18 protein-coding genes and 1 pseudogene are annotated in these 13590 nt (G+C 69.0%); 10 read left to right on the top strand and 9 right to left on the bottom strand.

Annotated elements, in window-relative coordinates:
- Positions 1-204 precede the first annotated feature (204 nt).
- A complete protein-coding gene (locus tag ACFYYB_RS40670) occupies positions 205-1224 on the top strand; it encodes a TIGR00341 family protein (RefSeq protein WP_389443507.1) in 1020 nt (339 codons plus the stop codon).
- Between the two features lie 345 nt (positions 1225-1569).
- Here the strand turns inward: ACFYYB_RS40670 and ACFYYB_RS40665 are convergent, their stop codons facing one another.
- Positions 1570-2043 (bottom strand): SPW repeat protein, encoded by a 474-nt coding sequence (locus ACFYYB_RS40665; protein WP_389443505.1) that lies wholly within the window; start codon positions 2041-2043, stop codon positions 1570-1572.
- Positions 2044-2273: 230 nt separating this feature from the next.
- Between ACFYYB_RS40665 and ACFYYB_RS40660 the strand changes: the two genes are divergently transcribed.
- Positions 2274-2660, top strand: a complete 387-nt coding sequence (locus ACFYYB_RS40660) for a hypothetical protein (RefSeq protein WP_389443503.1) — start codon at positions 2274-2276, stop codon at positions 2658-2660.
- Positions 2661-2826: 166 nt separating this feature from the next.
- On the opposite strand, the gene ACFYYB_RS40655 is transcribed toward ACFYYB_RS40660, so the two are convergent.
- The 3 genes from ACFYYB_RS40655 to ACFYYB_RS40645 form a co-directional block, all read right to left on the bottom strand.
- Positions 2827-3300 (bottom strand): ATP-binding protein, encoded by a 474-nt coding sequence (locus ACFYYB_RS40655; RefSeq protein ID WP_389443501.1) that lies wholly within the window; start codon positions 3298-3300, stop codon positions 2827-2829.
- Positions 3301-3476: 176 nt separating this feature from the next.
- On the bottom strand, positions 3477-3755 hold the full coding sequence (locus ACFYYB_RS40650) for a GlsB/YeaQ/YmgE family stress response membrane protein (RefSeq protein ID WP_389443499.1): 279 nt from the start codon (positions 3753-3755) through the stop codon (positions 3477-3479).
- A 207-nt stretch (positions 3756-3962) separates the two neighbouring features.
- A complete protein-coding gene (locus ACFYYB_RS40645) occupies positions 3963-4298 on the bottom strand; it encodes a MerR family transcriptional regulator (RefSeq protein WP_389443497.1) in 336 nt (111 codons plus the stop codon).
- Positions 4299-5390: 1092 nt separating this feature from the next.
- Here ACFYYB_RS40645 and ACFYYB_RS40640 point away from each other — a divergent pair.
- Positions 5391-5783, top strand: a complete 393-nt coding sequence (locus ACFYYB_RS40640) for an ATP-binding protein (RefSeq protein ID WP_389443495.1) — start codon at positions 5391-5393, stop codon at positions 5781-5783.
- Between the two features lie 99 nt (positions 5784-5882).
- On the opposite strand, the gene ACFYYB_RS40635 is transcribed toward ACFYYB_RS40640, so the two are convergent.
- The 3 genes from ACFYYB_RS40635 to ACFYYB_RS40625 form a co-directional block, all read right to left on the bottom strand.
- Positions 5883-6329 carry a DUF2267 domain-containing protein gene (locus tag ACFYYB_RS40635; RefSeq protein WP_389443493.1) on the bottom strand — a complete coding sequence of 149 codons (447 nt, stop codon included), beginning with the start codon at positions 6327-6329 and terminating at the stop codon, positions 5883-5885.
- A gap of 51 nt (positions 6330-6380) precedes the next feature.
- Positions 6381-6776, bottom strand: a complete 396-nt coding sequence (locus tag ACFYYB_RS40630; RefSeq protein WP_389443491.1) for a DUF2267 domain-containing protein — start codon at positions 6774-6776, stop codon at positions 6381-6383.
- Between the two features lie 113 nt (positions 6777-6889).
- Positions 6890-7324 carry an Hsp20/alpha crystallin family protein gene (locus ACFYYB_RS40625; RefSeq protein ID WP_389443489.1) on the bottom strand — a complete coding sequence of 145 codons (435 nt, stop codon included), beginning with the start codon at positions 7322-7324 and terminating at the stop codon, positions 6890-6892.
- A gap of 129 nt (positions 7325-7453) precedes the next feature.
- Here ACFYYB_RS40625 and ACFYYB_RS40620 point away from each other — a divergent pair, with 129 nt between their 5' ends.
- The 5 genes from ACFYYB_RS40620 (at position 7454) to ACFYYB_RS40600 (ending at position 10593) form a co-directional block, all read left to right on the top strand.
- Positions 7454-8128: an HSP18 transcriptional regulator gene (locus ACFYYB_RS40620; protein WP_389443487.1), complete on the top strand. Its 675-nt coding sequence runs from the start codon at positions 7454-7456 to the stop codon at positions 8126-8128.
- Positions 8129-8187: 59 nt separating this feature from the next.
- On the top strand, positions 8188-8538 hold the full coding sequence (locus ACFYYB_RS40615; protein ID WP_389443485.1) for an STAS domain-containing protein: 351 nt from the start codon (positions 8188-8190) through the stop codon (positions 8536-8538).
- A gap of 211 nt (positions 8539-8749) precedes the next feature.
- A complete protein-coding gene (locus ACFYYB_RS40610) occupies positions 8750-9223 on the top strand; it encodes a hemerythrin domain-containing protein (protein ID WP_389443483.1) in 474 nt (157 codons plus the stop codon).
- Positions 9224-9612: 389 nt separating this feature from the next.
- Positions 9613-9930 carry a hypothetical protein gene (locus ACFYYB_RS40605; RefSeq protein ID WP_389443481.1) on the top strand — a complete coding sequence of 106 codons (318 nt, stop codon included), beginning with the start codon at positions 9613-9615 and terminating at the stop codon, positions 9928-9930.
- 264 nt (positions 9931-10194) lie between these two features.
- Positions 10195-10593: an STAS domain-containing protein gene (locus ACFYYB_RS40600; RefSeq protein ID WP_389443623.1), complete on the top strand. Its 399-nt coding sequence runs from the start codon at positions 10195-10197 to the stop codon at positions 10591-10593.
- Here ACFYYB_RS40600 and ACFYYB_RS40595 read toward each other — a convergent pair.
- The gene (locus ACFYYB_RS40595; protein ID WP_389443479.1) at positions 10590-11033 is read right to left on the bottom strand and encodes an STAS domain-containing protein; all 444 of its coding nucleotides are present in this window, start codon (positions 11031-11033) and stop codon (positions 10590-10592) included. The genes ACFYYB_RS40600 and ACFYYB_RS40595 overlap by 4 nt on opposite strands.
- Before the next feature lie 405 nt (positions 11034-11438).
- Here ACFYYB_RS40595 and ACFYYB_RS40590 point away from each other — a divergent pair, with 405 nt between their 5' ends.
- Both ACFYYB_RS40590 and ACFYYB_RS40585 read left to right on the top strand, forming a co-directional pair.
- Positions 11439-12866, top strand: coding sequence for a PP2C family protein-serine/threonine phosphatase (locus tag ACFYYB_RS40590; RefSeq protein ID WP_389443477.1), 1428 nt, complete (start codon positions 11439-11441; stop codon positions 12864-12866).
- Positions 12863-13234 carry an STAS domain-containing protein gene (locus tag ACFYYB_RS40585; protein ID WP_389443475.1) on the top strand — a complete coding sequence of 124 codons (372 nt, stop codon included), beginning with the start codon at positions 12863-12865 and terminating at the stop codon, positions 13232-13234. The genes ACFYYB_RS40590 and ACFYYB_RS40585 overlap by 4 nt, the downstream gene beginning before the upstream one ends.
- Before the next feature lie 201 nt (positions 13235-13435).
- Here ACFYYB_RS40585 and ACFYYB_RS40580 read toward each other — a convergent pair.
- A pseudogene (locus ACFYYB_RS40580) lies at positions 13436-13590 on the bottom strand (PRC-barrel domain containing protein); the annotation flags it as partial.

Below are 13590 nucleotides of genomic sequence, written 5' to 3'. Positions count from 1 at the left end.
CGGTTCACGGCCCGCATTGAAGTCAACGTCCACGGGCTGGTGACGGCCGAGAAGTTCACGGCTGGGAAGGCCCGCGTACTGAACTCCTGACACGACCACTGATCAGACTGGCGACGTCACGTCGCAGGCACCTCGTCCGCGCACCGGCTAGGCGGCCCGGCCGTCGGCGCGGCAGACCGCCCCAGCCCCGAAGGACGGCGAGACATGGCAGGTGTGGACACGACAGCGGCGCGGCGCATGACCGATGCCCTTTTCATCGAGCGAGCGTGGCGCAGCCGTAGTTCGAGCCGGTTCTGGGTTCTGCTGGTTTTGGCGGCGGTCATTGCCGGCGCTGGTGTCGTGGGCGACTCGACGGCGACGGTGATCGGCGCGATGATCGTCGCTCCGCTGATGACACCCATTCTCGGCAGCGCGCTGGCCCTGGTGCTGGCCGACCGGGAGCACCTGGTCCGCAGTGCGCTCCTTGTCCTCGGCGGTGCCATGGCGGTGGTGGCGATCGGGATGTTGCTCGGGTGGGTCGTCTCCCCGCCTGATGCGTTCGCGTCCAACAGTCAGGTGTCCTCGCGTATCAGCCCCCGCCTGATCGATCTCCTGGCCGCGCTGGCAACCGGTACCGTCGGTGCGTTCGCCCTGGTGCGGACGGACATCTCCGACACGCTGCCCGGTGTCGCGATCGCCATCTCCCTGGTCCCGCCGCTCGCGGTGACCGGTCTGCTGATCACCGCCCACCGCTACCACGACGCAGGGCAGTCCGCGCTCCTGTTCGCGACCAACGTGGCCGCCATCGTCGCCACCGGCACCGTCGTCTTCCTCGCCTACGGCGTCCGTGCCGCGGCGCAGGAAGCCGGCATGACCGTCGGGGAGTTGCGGGGAGCGACCCTTGGTGCCGTCGCGGTGGTCGTCCTCCTCATCGCGGTGCCGCTCACGGCCGGCACGGTGACCGTGGCCCGCGATCGCGCTCTGGCCGCCAACGCACAGCCCGTCGCCGAGCGGTGGGCTGCCGAGAGGAGCTGGCAGATCGCATCGGTCGAGGCCCGCAACGGCATCGTGGTGATCGGCGTCCTCGGTCTGCCGCCGCAGCCGGCCCCAGCTGCCCTGCGGACCGCCCTCGACCTTAATGGGATGGCTGACGCGGATCTCGAACTCCACCTCGTCGGCGGCCGCACCCACTGGTGCCCGGCAGACACGGCCACCTGCACCACACACGAAGCCGGCCGCGGCTGAGCGGGCCCGGGACGGACGGCCGGAGTCCCGTCACACGTTGGGGGCGGCCGGCGCCGGCGGTGGAGTTTAGCCCGAGGCTTCCGCGCCCAGGAACCCCACCACCGCAAGCGCAGAGCGAGGAGAGGCAGGCCGGTAACGACTGCGGGTGCTACCGGCCGGGCAGGGGAGGCGACGTGTGACGGCTGCCGGACCTGCCCGTAGCCGACAGCTCCACGGGGGCTGGGAGCAGCGGCTGCAGTCGCTGCCTCCCTGCACTCCAATTGGATACCGTTACCGGCTGCTTGAGCCGTGGACCCGCGCACCTGTTCCTCGGCCCCACCCAGACAGCGCGCACCGCCCGGCGGGTCAGCGGGCTCCGGGATGGCGCGGCTGAGTACCGAGGCTGCGACGGCGACTGTCGCGGTCGCGGGCGCCCGAGGCGGCGGCGAGGGCGAGCAGGGTGGCGATGGCGCCGGTGATCAGGTTGCTGGTGATCGAGCGGGTGTGGGCGACGTCGCCTGCCACGATCCAGGGTGCGACGCAGGTCCAGATACCGATGGCGACCGCGGCCCAGGCCATGGAGTGGGTGCGCTCGTAGGAGTTGCCGAGACCGCCGAGCAGGAGCATGTAGGCGATGCCGGCGATGAGGTTGGTGACGGCCAGGGTCGTGAAGCCGTTGAACCCGACGATCCACGGGGACGCGGCAAGGAAGATGCCGGTGAGCAGGGCCAGGGCCTCGACCATCTGAGCGCGGGGCGTGGCGGCCGCGCGGTCGTGACGGGCACGCAGTTCCATCAGGTCGGGGTGCTCTTCGATGGGTGCACGGTGGGTTGACGCCATGATGACCTCCAGAGAAGGAGCCGTAACCCGCACATACCCGCATAAAGCGGATGTAAGTAGAAAGTCGCGTCATCGGGTGTGTGGCACCCCTAGCCGGAGCACAGGGCTACGAGCAGGCAGTCCCTTGTGGCCTGACACGACCGGTCGGCGGGCAGGTGGGAGAATTTCAATACCACGGGTAGAGCGCGCGTACGTGTGCGTCCATCCCTTATAGAACAGCAGGTCAGGCCATGGCCAAGCAACGAAAGCCGTCTCAGTCCCGCGACGGCGAGGGCATCAGCCGGCACAAGGGAAAGCAGCACGGTTGGTCGCCGGATGTGGACGAGACGCACCAGGAAGCCAACCCCAGCGCCCACCGCTCCTTCCACCCGGACAAGTACGCCCCCGCCAAGGGCCCCGGCCGAACGGTCTCCAAAGAAGAAGCGGGCAACCCTCACGGCAACCCCTCCAAGAGCACCGGTGCCCGCGGGGAAGAGCAGAGCAAGAAGGGTTCCGCCAAGGGGATGCACGACCTCGGCCCGCGAGGCCGCTCCCAGCGCCCCAGCGGAACCAAAGACGCCTCCGCCTCCACCGGCGTGGACCCCCAAGACCCACCCGGCACCCGCAGCGCCGGATAACGCACCCACAGGGCGCCGGCCGTTCCGCGCCGGCGGTCCGGACATACAGGAGGCTGTAGTCGTAGGTGTCCCCGGCAATGGAGGACGCACGGACGCAGGCTCGCGAAAACAGTGCGCAACCGGGTCGAGCGCTCCCAACCTGTGCGCCAGAGCCTAGTCGGCAGCGTCAGGCAAGGCGGCCGGCCGGATGCCCGCCGGGGTCATCAGCCAGCCCTATGGTGACTTTCACCCGCTTGCCCACGGGCTCGCGCCGCACCTCGAAACTGCGGCACACCGCCATCGCGATCTCCAGCCCGTGCTGCCCGATCCTGCCCGGATCAGCCGGGCTCACCGAGGGCAGCTGCCCGTCGGTATCCCACACGCTGATCTCCACGACACCGTCGCGGACCTCCAGATCCACCAGGCACGGCCCGGGCGCGTATTTGTAGGCGTTGGTCACCAACTCGCTGACCACCAGCTCCACCATGCACATCGCACGGTCCGACACCGGAATCCCATGAACGGCCTGCACCTCGGTCATGAAACTACGGGCAGTACGCCTGGCTCCAGCGATCGGTTCACTGCCGTCCAAGGCCATGGCCGACACGATCGGCCGGCCGGCCAGCGACTCACACTCGTCTTGGGGCACCACAGCAGCCATACGCCACCCTCATCCAGAGCAAGCCACACGCGGCTGCTTCCAGCCAGATACCCCGAAACCCCAGCCATACACAAGATCACAAAACGAAGATCTGACCGCCCGGTGACGCGGAACAGCAGTACGGCTCCCCCTCATCTGAGGGGGAGCCGTCCGGGTCGGGGCAGGTGCCGGGTGGTTCAGGCGTGGCTGTGGTGGCGCTTGTTGCCGGTGACGAGCCGGTAGAGCGCGAGGAGGATGACCGAGCCGATGATGGCGGCGATCCAGGTCGAGAGGTCGAAGAACCCGTCGATGGAGTCGACGCCGAAGATGACCCTGCCGAGGAATCCGCCGAGGAGACCGCCCGCGACGCCGATGAGCATGGTGATGATGATCCCACCCGGGTCCTTGCCCGGCATCAGCGCCTTCGCGATGAAGCCCGCGAGCAGTCCGATCAGGATCCAAGCAATGATGCCCATGCGCTTCTCCTACCTGTATGAATAGAGCCGGTGTCAGCACTCGTCTGCACCAAGCCGAGGCTTCCAAACGCCCGGAACTTGTGATCATTTCGATCCCCGGCGGCAGCAGGGGCTTTGCGGGGCGCGGTTCAGCTCTGGAATGAGCGGCCGGAACTGCATGCGTCCCGGGCAATGTCGTGGCAGCAAAGGGACGACGACCACGCGGTCTCAGGCCATGGACTTGGGGTCTGCGGTGGCCGCGGCGCGGGCCTCGGCGTTGATGCGCCGGGCTTCCTCCAGCTGGTCCTCCAGGATGACGATCCGGCACGCGGATTCGATGGGCGTGCCCTGGTCGACGAGCTCGCGGGCGCGGGCGGCGATGCGCAGCTGGTAGCGGGAGTAGCGTCGGTGGCCGCCTTCGGAGCGCAGCGGGGTGATGAGGCGGGCGTCTCCGATGGCGCGGAGGAAGGCCTGGGTGGTGCCGAGCAGTTCTGCGGCCCGGCCCATCGTGTAGGCGGGGTAGTCGTCGTCATCGAGCCGACCGAAGGAGTCGTCTGCTGTCATCGCACCTCTTTCTGGAACACGGAGGGGCCCTGGCGCCTATGGCACCAGGGCCCCGAAGGAACTGACTACACCATCTGCCGGCCCTGGAACTGCGCCGGCCTCCTGTTTCCGCTGGCCCGTCCGATCGGGGACGGGATTCGCGGGGATCGCGGTTGCTTGACCGGAGACCACCTCACAAACGATGTCCTGCGGTACCCGGGCTTCAACCTGCCGGCCCGGGCGATCCTGATGGCGCCCAATCCCTCCGTTCATCCCTCGGATGATCAACTACCTACCACTGGGAACTGCTGGTACTGCGAACTGCGGGTACTGCTCCACTCAACTGCTGTACTGCGCACTGCTAGTACTGCTCGTGGCCTGTCCGAGCGCCACTCTCCGGCAGCCAGCCCCGTCACCCGCCCTGCAACTGCTCTGGCTTAGAACCCCACTACCGAACTTCCCGGTGCGCGCGCCCGCAGCCGACGCCTTCACCGAGGTACCGCTCTCAATTACTTCACTGCTGGGTACTGCTGGTCCTGCGAACTGCCCTCACTGCTTGTACTGCTCGCGGCCTGTCCGAGCGCCACCCTTCGGCAGCCAGCCCCGTCGCCCGTCCTGCAACTGCTCTGGCTTAGAACCCCACTGCCGAACCTCCCGGTTCACCCGCCCACGCTTCGACGCGCTCACCGAGGCACCGTTCACTACTGCTGGGTACTGCGAACTGCATTCACCTACGGGTACTGCACCACTGCGTTAACTGCGGTACTGCCTGTGGCGGCCCCTGATATCTGCGGGCCACCCGGTCCGGTCGCCAGTCCCGTCACCGCCATGCGACCCACTTGGCTCCGGAACTCCACCACCGCACCGTCCTACGCACTGCAACTGCGACTGCTGGTACTGCTGCCTGGCAGTTCGTCTCTGCCGGGCCCTTCTTCACTGGGTCACGAGAGAAACCATAACCACGTCACCGCGCAATGTCTACTCCGGCCGCCATAGATTTTCATGTGCGCGTCTCGGAGGTAATCGGGTGCGGTCGGGTTGAACTGTTGTAGGCGCGGGCACAACGACCGGGCAGGCAGGACCGGACACCGACGACAGAACCCGGAGCGCGCGATGACCACGATGCACGCCGAGCGCACAGCCCTTCGCCCTCTGTCCGCTGTGGCCGAGGCGCGCCAGGCCACCCGGGCGTTCCTCGAAGCCCTCGGGCAGCCGGCCATCGACCGGGAGCAGGCCGACACGGTCGTCTTGGTCGTCTCCGAGCTCGTGACGAACGCCCTGCGCCACGGAGGCGGCACCTACACCCTGCACCTCTCCGCCCACCCCGGCGCCATCGAGGTCGCGGTGCAGGACCCCAGCCCGCAGATGCCGCGGATGCGGACTCCCGACCTCGTAGAGGGGACGGGCGGATTCGGCTGGCACATGGTCAACGACCTCGCCCACCAGGTCGTCGTCATCCCCGGTCCCGAGGGCGGCAAGACCGTCCACGCCCTCCTCCCCCGGTAGCGGCCCGGGCAGGACTTGGCAGACCCCCGGGCATGCGTCTGGGCCGGAACCGCAGAAGCGGTTCCGGCCCAGACGCATGTGCACAGGCCTCTTGACTGGTCAGGCGGCAGCGGGCTGGGGCTGGCGCAGTTCGGCCTGACCGAAGAGCAGGGCGTAGCCGCCGGGGAGCCGGCGCAGGATGCGGCCCAGGAGGTCGGGGCCAGCGAGGCGGGCGACGACGGCCAGGACGGCGCCGACGTCCCAGCGGGCAGTGGCCGGGGTGGCGCCGGTACGGGCGGCCAGATCCTTCACGAAGCCCCAGCCGGTGAGGTGCTCGGTGTCGGGGACCTGGGCGGACAGGGTGAGGGCGGCCTCGACGGGCAGGCGCTGGGCGAGGTCGAAGCGTTCGTCGCCGGTGAGCTGGCGGCCCAGGGCCGCCAGGACGTGGTGGACGACTTCCGCGGCGCGTTCGCGGGTGGGATAGACGCCCTCGTAGCGGACGCGTTCGAGGAGCTGGTCGTACGTCATGGCCGTCAGGGAGCGTTCCGGACTGGTCTGGGCGTACATGACGGGATGCTGGCCTTTCTCGGTCAAGTTGGGGCGGGGGCTGGGGTGCGGTCAGGTGGGCTGGGGGTGGCCGAAGAGGAGGTCGTAGCCCGGGGGCAGCTGGAGCAGGACCTCGCGGATGAGGACGTCGCCCGCGGCGGCGGCTGCGGTGGAGAGCACGGCGCCGATGTCCCACAGGGCTGTCGTCTCGGTGGCGCCCTCGATCCAGGCCGCGGTAGCCCGGACGAACCGCTCCGGCGAGAGGGGTTCGGCCGCCTGGAGGGGGTTGAGGAGGATCAATGCGTACGTCTCGGGCAGCCGCGCCGCGAGCTCGGCACGGACGGTACCGGCGAGGTGGGCGCCCAGCAGCGCCAGGACGACACGGGCAACGCGATCGGCCTCTTCCGCGGTCTCGTACTCGCCTCGTTCCTGAACATGGGCCAGAAACGCTTCCCTGCGCATCGACATCACGACACCTCCGAGAAGGGGTGAAGGGGTCAAAGAAGGGGGTGCGGAGGGCGGGTCGCCGGAGGGGGATCGGGGCTTCCCCGCCCTCCGCTGGCCGGCTGGTGCTGGAGGGTTCAGCCGGAGATCTGCTTGCGGCCGGACTCGCCGCCGATGCTGATCTTGCGGGGCTTGGCGCGCTCGGCGATCGGGATCCGCAGGGTCAGGACACCCGCGTCGTAATCGGCTTCGATGCGCTCGGTGTCCAGGGTGTCGGCCAGCATGATCTGGCGGGAGAAGACACCCAGGGGCCGCTCGGAAAACTCCATCTGCACGCCGTCGGCCTTGCCCGTGGGCCGGCGTTCGGCCTTCACGGTCAGCATGTTCCGCTCGACGTCGATGTCGATCGCCTCGGTGCTCACGCCGGGGAGGTCGAAGGCGATCACGTACTCCTCGCCCTGGCGGTAGGCGTCCATCGGCATCACGGACGGCTTCGACCACGTGCCCGAGCTGCCGGACAGCTGCTGGACGATCCGGTCCATCTCGCGGAACGGGTCAGTGCGCATCAACATCACGAAACACCTCCAGTTGGTTCAGGCAGAAACTGCCAATGCGCTTCAACGTGCATCCGTTGTAACATGTCATCGAAACGATGACAAGAAGGATGTCACCAGAAGGGTGACATGAATGGAGAGGGTGCTATGAACGAGCCCGTCACAACTTCACAGCCCTCCTTCCTCGCAGCCGCCGCGGCGCTGGAGGCCATCGATCACTCCGTACGAGGCGCGCAGGATCCGTGTACAACTCCACCCGGGGACGGACTGGAGGAGCCCTCATCGGACACGGACAGCGACCCGCACCCGGCGCTGGCCGCGCTGGTCATGCTGCGCGAGATCCGCGAGACGCTGGCCGGCTGGGAGAGCGGACTGATCGAAACCGCCCGCGGACAGGGCGCGAGCTGGGCCGACCTCGCCGGGCCCCTCGGGGTCGCCAGCCGCCAGGCCGCCGAGCGCCGCTACCTGCGCCTGCGCCCCGGCACCGCCGGAAGCACCGGCGACCAGCGCGTCCAGGCAACACGTACCACCCGCGCCGCCGACCGCACCGTGACCGCCTGGGCCCGCGACAACGCGGCCGACCTGCGGCGGCTCGCCGGCCAGATCACCTCCCTCACGGGCCTGCCCGCCAGCGCCGACAGCGCGGTCGACAACCTGAACATGGCCCTCGCCGACAACGACGCCGCCCGCCTCGTCCGCCCACTGGCCGACACCCGGCCCCACCTGCGCTCCCAAGACGCCGACCTCGCCGAACGCATCGACACCCTCACCCGGCACACGGCCCAGCTTCGCCAGAACACCCACGACCAGCGCAGTATGTGACCGCCATCGCGGACCGGCCGGCCCACCGACCGCACCCACGATCCGAGGAGTGAACCAGCATGGCCGAACACCTTCACCAGGAGGACAGCGACAGCGGTGGGGACATCGCCGTGGAGGTCCTGGACCACGCCGTCGCGGTCAGGCCCACTGGCGAGATCGACATCGACGTAGCTCCTTCCCTGCAGCTCGCCCTCACCGAAGCCCTCACCCACGCCTCACCCGCCAGGCCCGTGGTCATCGACTGCAGCCGCCTCACCTTCTGCGACTCCTCCGCGCTCAACGTCCTCCTCACCGCCCGCCGCGCAGCGCAGCCCAACGGTGCCGTCATCCGCCTCGCCGCGCCCAACCCCCAGCTCCGCCACCTCCTGGAGCTGACCGGCACCCTGCCGCTGTTCCCCCTGGACCAGTAGCCCCCGCCGGCCGTCTGTCGCGGGAGTGCGCCCAGAGGCTGCGCAGTGAGGCACGCCGTGGCGTGCAGCCCCCTGATCGGCGTACGGCGTAGGCGCATCGCCTGTCCGGGCCAACCCCGTGCCCGAAACGGGCCACCCGGCGCCTCACCGGGTAGACGACGTCGGGGCGGCCGGATCAGGCGCCCGGTATGACGATGCCGAGGAGGCGCTGGTGGACGGGATCGTGCTGCTCAAGGAAGACCACAAGACGGTCGAGAAGCTGTTCAAGCAGTTCGAGAAGGCCGGCGAGGACGCACACGCCGAGAAGCGCAAGATCGTCGACCAGGTGATCGAGGAACTCACCACGCACACCTGGATCGAGGAGAAGATCTTCTACCCAGCCGCCCGCGAGGCCGCCCCCGACACCAAGGACCACGTTCTCGAAAGCGTCGAGGAGCACCACGTCGTGCTGTGGATGCTCTCCGAGCTCAAGGACCTCGACGCGGCCGACGAGCGGTTCGACGCGAAGATGTCCGTCCTCATGGAGAACGTCCGCCACCACGTCGAGGAAGAGGAGAAGGAGTGGTTCCCCGACGTCCGCAAAGCCATGGGCCGCAACCGCCTCACCGAACTCGGCGACCAGATGGAAAAGGCCAAGAAGAAGGCCCCCGGTGAACCACTCGCCGTCCCCAGCGCCAAGAAGTAGGTAGGCCGCACCCTGCACAATCCCTGGTCGCGTCGATGGCCGGACCCACGTAAACCACCGAGCCCGGAGGCAGACGGCTCTCGAGGTGATCCGGCACCGGACGGAGCCGGCCCAGCGTCCTGCGGCCAAATCTGAGGTCGGGCGCGGCCGCGCGCCCCCTCCGCCGAGCTACATCACCAGAAACCGGGCAAGAGCCCCGAGGAGCTCAATCGCCGCGGCCAAGACGAGATGACGCGCGACAAGGACGAGCTGCGCTACGAAGAGCTCTGCCCCAGAGCTGTCGCCCACCACGCAGGATCCGGTCGGGAATCCTAGTCAACATCAGCCCGCCCGGGTCCTGCCCTGCCCCCGCACGGCACCGCCGCACCAGCCCGCTCTACTGTTCGACCGTGACCAGTGAAGAAGATCTCCTGCACGGTGTGCGCCGGGAACTGGAGTCCGCGGGCTTTGAGGATCCGGCCCACGGCATGGAAGGTCTGCACCTGAGCGTGGAAAACGGCGTGGTCCTCCTGGGCTGGCAGCCGGCGGACCTCCTGCGGCCGGGTACTCACGTCCACGGCAACGAACCGGATTTCGGGACGGGACCGGAGCTCGTCGGAATCCGCAAGGCCCTGAACACGGCCCTGGCCGTCGTGCTGACCACCGCCGGCTATCACGTCACAGCCCGGAGCGACGGCCGGCTCCGCATCACCCATGCTCCGAACTGACCCCGCTCCGACCGCCCAGCCGGACGAGGGGAAGGGCACCTCTCTGGTTCGCGAGGTCACCTTCCCAATGGGTGCGGTCTCGATCCGGCGGCGAACCGTTCGCCACGTACCGGTTGAAGCAATACCTGAGACGTTGATCCGTACCCGGCCAGCTTGATGCCGGAGCTTCAGCGAGCCTCGTGCCCGTTCGGGGGAACGCCGCGACAGGATGGGTGCCCGAAAGGGCCCTGGCGCCCCGGGCGGGAGGAGAACGCGTTGATCACCATGGACGTCCAGTACCGCGGCCATTCGGTCTTGGTCAGCCTCGACGGGGAACTCGACCAGGACGCCGGTACGGCACTCCAGAAGGCGCTTTCCGATGCCACGGGCTACGAGCGGGACCTCATGGTCGATCTCCACGGCACGTTGTTCATGGACTCCGACGGGCTGCTGCACCTGCTGGACCTGCACCGGCGGGCGGAGCTCCGGGGCCTGCGGGTTCTGGTCGTCGGCTGGCAGCCCCAGCCTCAGCAGCTCATGGCCGAGGTCGCCGGGATCCCCGGCCCGGGCTCGGCCACCGGGGAACGGTACGCACTGGCGGCCTTCCGCCGACTGATCGAAAAGCGGGCGGAGCGTACACGGGACCTCGCGGATTTCGGGGCCGGATGGGTGCCCCGCGCCTAGCCGGGCGGTTTTGCGGCGGCTGCCCAGCGCGGAACGGCTTCCCGAACCGGGGCAGCCCCGGCAGCACGGCGGGCTGTGACGGTGTCCTGCAGGGAGCGGCGCAGCAGCGTGGTGGGTTTGCGGCGGGGGCTCCCGTTCGGGCCCGCGGGTGGGTACAGGCCATCGACGAGGTCCAGGAGCCGGCGGGGCTGGGTCTGCCAGTTGTAGGCGAAGAACGCGATGCCGCGCGCGTCGAGCCGGCGGACGAAGGAAATCAGGCTGTTCAGGCCGGTGATGTCGAGGAACGTCAGGTGCCGCATGTCGCAGGCCACGACGGCAACGCTACTGTCGAGACCGGCCTGTATTTCGTCAAGGGCGGCCCTGCCGTCCAGGTCGAGCTCACCGGCCGGGGTGAGGTGAACGGTCGGCCCGTAGCGCCTCATCATCATGCGGAAGTCCATGTCGACTACCTCGCCGCTCAGCCGGCTAGATGCACGCCGGCGCGGTTGCGGGCATGGGATGACCCGAATCGATAGTCGCGCTGCGCTGTAACCGTCCGCAAGCCAGACCGCCGCGAGGCGCCCGGCGAACTGACGCCGAGCGCAGTGGGACGGTGCGGCCGACCGACCGGAAGCGTCCCGGGTGACGTCGGGGACGTGTACGCGGTGACGGCACAGAGACGTCACCCGACCCGACAGGGTCCGGGGCGGACGCCCCTCAGGTTCAGGCTCCGGAACAGTGCATCCTCGCCGAGCACCGCTCGTGTGTGATCTCTTGCTTTCGCGCAGTTTCTTGACGACAGGAGGCTGGCATAGGCTGCCGCCGTCGGCGGCCACCGAGGCCGGCGCGGCGAGGAGAGGCAGACGATGCCGCAAGCGGGACACGCGACCGGCCCCGCGGACACGCCGGGCCGGGCGACGCTCAGCCCGGTAGAAGCGGCCCGGATGGACGCGGTGCGCCGCTACGACATCCTCGACACCCCGCCGGACGGAGCGTTCGACCGCGTCGCGGCGATGGCGGCCCGGCTGTTCAAGGTGCCGGTGGCGAGTGTGACGATCGTGGACGAGGACCGGATCTGGTTCAAAGCCGCCCACGGCCTGGACGGGGTGAGCGAGATCAGCCGGGAGCCGGGCCTGTGCGGGTCCGCGATCCTGTCCGACGAGACGCTGGTGATCCCGGACACGCTCGCCGATCCCGTCGCCTTCAACAACGGCCTGGTCGCCGGGCCGATGGCGGTCCGTTTCTACGCCGCCGCCCCGATCATTACCCGTGACGGGCACCGGCTGGGCACCGTCAACATCCTCGACACCAAGCCCCGCCTGATCACCGAGGACGACACCGCCACCCTCGCCGACCTGGCCGCGATCGTGCTCGACGAGATGGAAATGCGTCTGGCGGCGTTGAACGCCGTGCGCGACGAGCAGGAGCGGCGCGTCGAGCAGGAGGAGGCCCGCGAGCGTGCGGAGCGCGACACGGCCGCCATCCAGGCGTTCGCCTCCACCCTCCAGCGCACCCTGCTGCCGCCGGCGCTGCCGGTGGTGCCGGGGCTGGAGCTGGCCTGCCACTACGCCACCGCCTCTCCGCAGGATGTGGGCGGCGACTTCTACGACGTCTTCCCTCTCGACGGCACCAGGTGGGCGTTCTTCCTCGGTGACGTGTGCGGCAAGGGTCCCGAAGCGGCCGCCGTCACCTCCTTGACCCGCTACACCCTGCGTGCCGCCGCCCAGATCGACCCGGACCCGAACAAAGTCCTCACCTCGCTGAATACGGCACTGCTCCTGGACCCGTCCGTCGGTACCCGGTTTTGCACGGCCGTGTTCGGTGTCCTGGAACCGCATGAGAAGGGCGGGTTCACGGTCATGGTGGCCACCGGCGGCCACCCCCCGGCTTACCACCTGCGCGGTCCCGGGATGGTGGAAGCGGTGCAGCCCAAGGGAGGCATGCTCATCGGCGCGATCGCCGAGGCCCGCTTCGCCTCCCACACCTTCCACCTCGCCCCTGGCGAAGGACTCCTCTTCTACACCGACGGGCTGACCGAGGCCCGCACCCTGGGCGGGGACATGATCGGCGACGAGGGCCTGACCCGCTTCCTGGCCGCCCGCACCGGACCCGTCAGCGCGACGGCGGTCATAGACGACACCGTCGATCTCCTCGACACCATGCCCCACGGCGCCGGAGACGACGTCGCCCTACTGGCCCTGTCTGTCCCCCACGCCGGGTCCACAGACGGGCTGACCGCCATCGCCACCGCCCACACGATCGCCCCCGCCGGCGAGACGGAGAGCCGACCGTGACCGACTTCCGCCTCACCACACAGCACACCGAAGACGACCTCGCCCTGGCCCACGTCACCGGGGAACTCGACATAGCCACCGCCCCCCACCTGCGCACCCAAGCCCTGGCCCTCATCGAACAAGGCCACCGACACCTGATCCTGGACCTCCAGGCCGTGACCTTCTGCGACTCCTCCGGCTTCAACGCCCTCGTCGGGATCTTCCGCTGCGCCAAGGCAGCCGACGGGACCCTGGTTCTCGCCGCCGTGCCCGACCGTCTTCAGCGGCTCCTCCACCTGACCGGCCTTGACACCCTGATGCCCGCCCACTCCACCGCCGCCCATGCCCTCACCGCACACACCCGCAGCCAGGACACCGCACCCGCATAACCTCCCGCGGCGACCCGCCAGTCCACGCCTACTGGACGAAGGGCGGTGCCGGCGCATCCCAACACGCCCCGAGAAGAGAGGCCCGTCGGCCGGCGACGTGTGAAAGTGCGCGCTGGGCAGCGGCCGCTCATGACATGACAGAGGCGGGGGCGGCAACCAGTAGGTTGCCGCCCCCGCCTCGTACAGCCGTGTCCGCGTCGGTTACAGGCGGTGCGGGCCGTCGTAGTAGCCGCCGACCTGGCGGTGGTATTCCGCATCACCGAGGTGCTTGTCCTTGTCGAACTCGGGAGCGTTCTTGATCTGCTCCTTGGTCCGGTCGACGTAGATCTTCTCGTCGTTCGCGTCGATCCGGCTGA

The organism is Streptomyces sp. NPDC002886 (assembly GCF_042888445.1).
GTDB lineage: Bacteria > Actinomycetota > Actinomycetes > Streptomycetales > Streptomycetaceae > Streptomyces.
This window is presented reverse-complemented; position numbering and strand designations above follow the sequence as displayed.

Excerpts from the sequence above, each read along its gene's own strand:
- ACFYYB_RS40670 (WP_389443507.1), top strand. The coding sequence starts at position 205 with ATGGCAGGTGTGGACACGACAGCGGCGCGGCGCATGACCGATGCCCTT.
- ACFYYB_RS40665 (WP_389443505.1), bottom strand. The coding sequence starts at position 2,043 with ATGGCGTCAACCCACCGTGCACCCATCGAAGAGCACCCCGACCTGATG.
- ACFYYB_RS40660 (WP_389443503.1), top strand. The coding sequence starts at position 2,274 with ATGGCCAAGCAACGAAAGCCGTCTCAGTCCCGCGACGGCGAGGGCATC.
- ACFYYB_RS40655 (WP_389443501.1), bottom strand. The coding sequence starts at position 3,300 with ATGGCTGCTGTGGTGCCCCAAGACGAGTGTGAGTCGCTGGCCGGCCGG.
- ACFYYB_RS40650 (WP_389443499.1), bottom strand. The coding sequence starts at position 3,755 with ATGGGCATCATTGCTTGGATCCTGATCGGACTGCTCGCGGGCTTCATC.
- ACFYYB_RS40645 (WP_389443497.1), bottom strand. The coding sequence starts at position 4,298 with ATGACAGCAGACGACTCCTTCGGTCGGCTCGATGACGACGACTACCCC.
- ACFYYB_RS40640 (WP_389443495.1), top strand. The coding sequence starts at position 5,391 with ATGACCACGATGCACGCCGAGCGCACAGCCCTTCGCCCTCTGTCCGCT.
- ACFYYB_RS40635 (WP_389443493.1), bottom strand. The coding sequence starts at position 6,329 with ATGTACGCCCAGACCAGTCCGGAACGCTCCCTGACGGCCATGACGTAC.
- ACFYYB_RS40630 (WP_389443491.1), bottom strand. The coding sequence starts at position 6,776 with ATGTCGATGCGCAGGGAAGCGTTTCTGGCCCATGTTCAGGAACGAGGC.
- ACFYYB_RS40625 (WP_389443489.1), bottom strand. The coding sequence starts at position 7,324 with ATGTTGATGCGCACTGACCCGTTCCGCGAGATGGACCGGATCGTCCAG.
- ACFYYB_RS40620 (WP_389443487.1), top strand. The coding sequence starts at position 7,454 with ATGAACGAGCCCGTCACAACTTCACAGCCCTCCTTCCTCGCAGCCGCC.
- ACFYYB_RS40615 (WP_389443485.1), top strand. The coding sequence starts at position 8,188 with ATGGCCGAACACCTTCACCAGGAGGACAGCGACAGCGGTGGGGACATC.
- ACFYYB_RS40600 (WP_389443623.1), top strand. The coding sequence starts at position 10,195 with ATGGACGTCCAGTACCGCGGCCATTCGGTCTTGGTCAGCCTCGACGGG.
- ACFYYB_RS40595 (WP_389443479.1), bottom strand. The coding sequence starts at position 11,033 with ATGGACTTCCGCATGATGATGAGGCGCTACGGGCCGACCGTTCACCTC.
- ACFYYB_RS40590 (WP_389443477.1), top strand. The coding sequence starts at position 11,439 with ATGCCGCAAGCGGGACACGCGACCGGCCCCGCGGACACGCCGGGCCGG.